Origin of the sequence: Paraburkholderia sediminicola (genome assembly GCF_046026895.1) — a bacterium.
Taxonomy (GTDB): Bacteria; Pseudomonadota; Gammaproteobacteria; order Burkholderiales; family Burkholderiaceae; genus Paraburkholderia; species Paraburkholderia sediminicola_C.
On the sequence record NZ_JAQQEU010000157.1, the window covers coordinates 1 to 5936 of the forward strand.

The window sequence follows — 5936 nt, forward strand, 5'->3', positions numbered from 1 at the left end:
GACAGGGGCATACCAACCTGCCAGGCGGTCTCGCGCCCCTCTCCTCCCGCACAAATCCATCCTGCTGTAATGGCGGCTTCTGAGATACAACGGGCATCCTCCGCATGACGGCGAACGCCTCGAACTCGGCCGAAGCCGACGCTCAGGCAACGACGTGGGTGAGGCAGCTAAATGTTGCTTTCCTGCCGTTCGCACATCGATGGCACCCAATGTGAGGTATCAATGTCAGCGAACGCGTGCTCTCGATCCGGAGCCGCCCTTCGACATAAGCATGCGAATGGCCGAAGTTCGACCACTTTTTGACGGTCGGGGCAGGCATGACAAAAATGCAATCTCGACGACCGGATCATGTCATGTTGGTGAAGGCACACTGATCAAGTATGGTGCGGCAGCAGGATCCAAAACAGAAACGGGATGCTCATGATTCCCGGGTCCTTTGGGGTCCTCTGCCGTTCGCCCGAAGTAGTCGTCTGATGCAACACCCAGCAGCTTTACCGCATCCGGATCATACAGGCCATGCAGGCAACGGATCGGATACTCGCCAAATCCAGGAAATAGTGTGGTAGATGCAAATGAAGCTGCTGAAGTATACGTACCGCGGCGATCGAGGTTGTCGCAAATGACCGGGATTATTGGCGTCCTGAGCGTGAACATTGCGGAGAGCGGCCGCCTGTCCGAAATCTTCGGTGATGAAACAGCCCGCCAGGCGATGGCCGATTTTGGCGCAGCAGCAGATGGCTTGCTCACGCGTTCGCTCGCTCAGCATGCGGTGATTGACCGACATGGTTCTGCTGCCGATGGAAGGTGGGCCGCATGCTTTCGTGTCCTTTGGGACGGCCTACCGCGAGAAGCCTGGGAAGTGGCGGAGGCCATAGAGCACGCAGGACGCAACCTGATCCGGGAGTCGCTGCTGCTTGTTTTCGGCGGCGCGACGGGCGCTCGCATAACCGCCGACTTGTCCGTATTCCTCATGTCCCCCGAAACAGGCGAGCGGGATGCAAGGGCGTGCTGGATTCAATGGACCGAAGACCAGTTGAGGTCGCAACCCCAACGTCAAGTTGTGGACCAGGCAGGATCTTCTGCCGACGTGACAGCAATTCTGGCGGACCGCTCAATACGGACAGTGCTGCAGCCGATCGTGCGCGTCAGCGATCGTGCGGTGGTTGGTTTCGAAGCCCTCTCCCGAGGTCCGCAGGGGTCACCTATTGAACGCCCGGATCAGTTGTTTGATGCGGCCCACGCCGCCGGGCGCACCGTGGATGCGGAATTGTTGTGTGCCGAACTGGCTCTCGAGCGCACGAAAGACATATTACCGCCAGGAGTCTTCCTGACCATCAATTTGGGCCCGGATGCCTTGGCACTTGCGGCGGACAAGCTGGCGTTGGCCGGTAGAACGGAAGTGATGATCGAACTCACCGAGCACCTGCCCCTCAACGAAGCAGAGGGTTTGGTGGATGTGGTCAAGCGTTTGCGCACCTTGGGGATTCGGCTGGCTTTGGACGACACAGGGTGTGGGTTCGCCGACTTCGATACCGTCCGCCTGTTGCGGCCGGACATCGTCAAACTTTGCATCACGGTGATACGCAACGCCGACAAGGGCTCGCACTTCACGGCGGAAATCCGCGAGTCAGCGGAGCGGCTCTGCACGTTGGGTTGCCTGGTGCTCGCCGAAGGCGTGGAAAGAGAAAATCAGCATGCCGCATTACAGGGTTGCGGTATCGAACTCGCCCAAGGCTGGCTTTATGGCAAGCCGGAGGCCGTAGAGTCTGTCCGACGCTGAAGGTTCTGATCGCGTGGCACCGCAAGACAATCTGGAACGACCGGGAGCCCTGCCGGACGCCCTATAAAGCGACGACCGTTGTACCTCGAATGATGCCGTTTGCCCGATGAGAGGGCGAGCGGTTGGAAAGGAACCCCATGAACACAAACAACAAGACATTGAGCATACGGGCGCCGTTGATCGCAGGGTTCGGCGTGGTTCTCATTGCGCTCGTCGCGCTCACCGTAATCGCGATCAGCCGGGTTGAGATGGTTCGAGCGCGGCTCGACGACATTATCGACGAAACGGCGTAAAGGAACGTTACGCGACTAACTTTCGCGGAACTGTCCACGACCTTTCCATCGACTCTCGGGGGAAGTCCTTGCAAAGCAGCCTATTCTATCGATATAAACTATTAATACTACACTAATAATAGTACGGGTATATACTTACACCCCTTAGCATCGCAGCACACAGCCCGGCACTTAACAATCGCCCTTCGCGGCCCAACAACTGGAGGTTTCGCCATGCTCAGGTCACTCATTTCCGCCGTCGCTCTCGCTTCGGCCCTGGCCGCGCCAGCCGTATCGTTCGCTCAATCGAACGGGTCTGTCAGCCACGCTCAGGTGCGCGCCGAGCTCGTCCAGCTCGAGAACGCCGGCTATCACGTGGGCGACGGCGACCACACCACCTATCCGGCTGGAATCGAGGCCGCCGAAGCCAAGGTGGCTGCGCAAAATGAAGTGACAGGTAGCTACGGTGGCGTAGCCGGTGGTGTGTCGGCATCCGGTGCCCCCACAGCGGCCCGCTCTGAAGCCATTGGCAACACGAAGTCGATTTACTTCGGTCATTAAAGCGTCAGGTTGGCCGGTGCAGTTCGCCCCGGCACCACAAAGTTTGCCGAGCATCTGAATGACTGCAAGACCAGGCGTCAAAGCAAATGACAAATCATGAAAGTTCGTAATGCGAGCCGCTGGGCGCCCCGGGGCCTTCGCGGCTGGTATTTCGCAGCGCTCGCGCTCGTCGTCGCAAGCGGGGGCCGGCTGTTGCTGAGTCCGTTGCTCGGGCCCATCATGCCCGGAACGGCCTACTTCATCGCTGCGGCGCTGATCGCATATTTTTTTGGAATGGCGCCGGCGCTCGCCGTCATGGGGTTTGGCCTCGTGATAGCCGACTACATGTTCGTACCGCCTTATCAGCAAATTGGCGTTCTCGACCAGTCCGACATCGACCTGATCGTCTCGCTTCCGCTCGTCAGCATTTTGGTGATCTGCCTGATCGAGAGATTGCGCCGCTCGCAGTATCGTACCGAACTCATCGGCCTCGTGGCGCAATCACGCTATGAAATGCTTTTACGTGCTGATAACGAGCGGTTGTTGGCCAACCGTGCGATCGATGAGACGCATCGGCTGCTTCGACATCTTCCTCATTACCACGACGACATTATCCTGATCCAGGCGCTCGATCACCGGGTAGCGCTCGACGACCCCGGCGGCGCCAGTGTGGCGAGGTCGGAGAGGATTGCAGCGGCCACCGCGCCGGGGCTGCGCTATGAGCATGTTCATTCCGATGACATCAAGCTCCTGTTGCCGAAGCTCACGCCCGGCAACCATCGCGCGCGCGTCCATATGGGTGCCGGAAAGTTCAAGCCAATGGACTGCATCTGCGAGCGCTTTACGACGCACGCAGGTGACTTTCTGGTCTTACGCCTTGGGGGCTGAATTTGTCAGATACAACGTCGTTGCTCAACCCAGGCGGGGATCACGCCGTCCTCCTGATCCATGGCCTCTCCAGTTCGCCGCTCGAGATGCGGTTCCTCGCCCGGGCTCTTGAGCACAACGGCTTCGCGACCTGCGCGCCCACGTTTGAGGGCTATAGCGCAGGATCGCCTGAACGCAAGATGGAAGCATGGCTCACGGCAGTCATTCGAGAATTTGACGAGCTGTCCGGCCGGTATGCACGCGTTTCTGTTTGCGGTCTTTCGATCGGGGCAACATTGGCGCTGGCGCTTGTCAGGCATCGCCCGGCGGCTCAAGCCGTTGTTCTTCTGTCTGTCACGCTCGCCTACGATGGATGGGCAATACCGTGGTATCGATTCCTGCTGGGGGCGGCTTATTACACACCTATGCGCGGAAGGTGGCGATATCGCGAAGGGGCGCCATTCGGACTCAGGAACGAGGCACTGCGAGCAAAAATTACTCGGGCAATGCAGAAGGACGCGTTCAGCGAGGTTGGCCCTTCCACCATTTCCCTGTCGGCGCTGCACGAAGCATCGCGGCTCGCCAGGAGCGTGCGTGGCTCTATCCGCGATATCAAGAACGACTGCCTGATCATCCACGCCATCGACGATGAAACCGCGAATCCCCACAACGCGAGATTTGTCAGCTCGCATATTGGCTCCGCGTTCCTGCGTTCGATCTATCTGGACGATTCGTACCACATGATTACCTCAGACAACGAACGCGAAATCGTCGCACGGGAAGTGGGCCTGTTTCTGCGCGATAGTGAAATGGCCCGAAGCGCTCCAGGCGGAGAACCCGCGCCGGTCGTCTCGCGGGCGCTCGCGAGACGTTTGCGGCACATCGCAAAAGGCGGGCAAAGCGGTGCTTGATTCGAGGCGTAAGACTTTGCATGCGGACGTGGGCGACACGGCACTCGCACCGACGGGAAGGGCGTAGTGAAGATAAGCCGTGCGCTGCAGTGCTTGCCGGTTGCATTCGGGTGCTTTTGGCTCACGCACGCGTTCGCCGACGACCAGGATGCGAGCGTGAGTCCTTCCGGGGCCGATAAATGGAAGGTATCGGTGGGACCGGGCCTAATGCTTTCTCCCAGGTATCCGGGCGCGCGGCAGCTGCGACTCCTGCCGATTCCATCGCTCGATATCTCCTACGATGACCGGATTTTCTCGCAGGGTCTCGATCTGATCGGCCTCAATGTGCTTAAAGGCAAAGGCGACGCCTACCATGTCGGCGCTGCGCTCAGCCTGGATTTTCAATCGCGCAGCGAGTCCGACGATCCGCATTTGCATGGGTTAGGAAACGTCAACGAGGGTCCGAAACTCAAACTTTTTGCCGACTATTCGGTGTCGTTGCTGACGGGTTCGGTCGCGGCCTACCAGGACATTGCGGGAACGGGCCAGGGACTTCTGGTCAGTGCGGATCTGGTGGCCAATCTGCCGCTGACCTCAAGGTTCCTGGTGTCTTTGGGGCCGGGCGCGACATGGGCAAATGCAGAATACACGCGATCGTTGTTTGGCGTGAGCGCCGGACAGAGTGCGGCTTCGGGCCTGCCAACCTTCAACACGAGTGCAGGACTACGCGACGTTCACCTTAACGCATACGCGAGCTATGACATCTCGAAGAAATGGGTCGGCTCGTTGGCCGTAACCGTTGGCCGGCTGCAGCACGACGCGGCACACAGTCCCATCACGGAGCGCCGGAATGAACTGAACGTAGTGGCCGCACTGAACTACCGCTTTAGATAGTTGGTGCTGTCCGCGTGAGGCGGCCCTTTCGACAGATGTCGAGCTTCAGGCCTGGCGTGACGACCCTGCAAGACGCGACAGCCATGCTCGGCCCGGCGTCGGTGCAGACCGCGCTGGACGCGCTGGTTAGCGGTGCCGACACGCGCTCGTCGGCGGCGATGTTCCTGTTCGATGCGCACGGCATGCTCAAGAGTGCAAGCACCACGACCTCGAACGTCGGCACGGGCCTGAGCAGCGGCTTGAGCACCGACCTGCACAGCGCGCCGGTGCCAGGCGTTGAGCCGTCGTGGTCAAGAGCATTCAGCCACCCGCCGTGCAGAGCATTGATGCGTTTCCGGAAGACGAAGTCCGGCCGGCCCCGGAAAACAGCGTCGAACCGTCACCAGAACAAAGCGTCCAACCGGCTCCGAGCAAGTAGCGGCGGACCTAAGCCACTACATCAGCACTGAGTGTCCGCGGCAAGCCAATGCGATAGGACGACCGTGAAGCCAGGGCTGCGCTCGAAGGCCAGCTGACCAGCCTCGCAGCTTGAAAGCGGCCTTTGCCACAATATCGGGCCAGCCTCTGCCTCACGGAAAGTCATTGTGTCTTAAACGACATGAGGCGGTCGCTGATCGCGCGCTGAGCTTGCCGTCCGCCATTCCAGGGCATCGCGAATTGCGGACAAAGGGTGACCTGCTGTGTGACCTAACG

7 protein-coding genes are annotated in these 5936 nt (G+C 59.7%); all 7 read left to right on the forward strand.

Going from position 1 to position 5936, the window contains the following annotated elements; genetic code table 11:
• The first annotated feature begins 619 nt into the window (after positions 1-619).
• Entirely contained in the window at positions 620-1780 is a 1161-nt protein-coding gene (locus tag PQR02_RS39370) for an EAL domain-containing protein (RefSeq protein ID WP_408243218.1), read from the forward strand.
• A 137-nt stretch (positions 1781-1917) separates the two neighbouring features.
• Positions 1918-2073 carry a pilus assembly protein TadG-related protein gene (locus PQR02_RS39375; protein WP_408243219.1) on the forward strand — a complete coding sequence of 52 codons (156 nt, stop codon included), beginning with the start codon at positions 1918-1920 and terminating at the stop codon, positions 2071-2073.
• 213 nt (positions 2074-2286) lie between these two features.
• Positions 2287-2613, forward strand: coding sequence for a DUF4148 domain-containing protein (locus PQR02_RS39380; protein ID WP_408243220.1), 327 nt, complete (start codon positions 2287-2289; stop codon positions 2611-2613).
• 96 nt (positions 2614-2709) lie between these two features.
• Positions 2710-3480 carry a DUF4118 domain-containing protein gene (locus tag PQR02_RS39385; protein WP_408243221.1) on the forward strand — a complete coding sequence of 257 codons (771 nt, stop codon included), beginning with the start codon at positions 2710-2712 and terminating at the stop codon, positions 3478-3480.
• Positions 3481-3482: 2 nt separating this feature from the next.
• On the forward strand, positions 3483-4370 hold the full coding sequence (locus PQR02_RS39390) for an alpha/beta hydrolase (RefSeq protein ID WP_408243222.1): 888 nt from the start codon (positions 3483-3485) through the stop codon (positions 4368-4370).
• Between the two features lie 66 nt (positions 4371-4436).
• Positions 4437-5243, forward strand: a complete 807-nt coding sequence (locus PQR02_RS39395; protein ID WP_408243223.1) for a MipA/OmpV family protein — start codon at positions 4437-4439, stop codon at positions 5241-5243.
• Between the two features lie 83 nt (positions 5244-5326).
• Positions 5327-5692 carry a hypothetical protein gene (locus PQR02_RS39400; protein ID WP_408243224.1) on the forward strand — a complete coding sequence of 122 codons (366 nt, stop codon included), beginning with the start codon at positions 5327-5329 and terminating at the stop codon, positions 5690-5692.
• Positions 5693-5936: the final 244 nt, after the last annotated feature.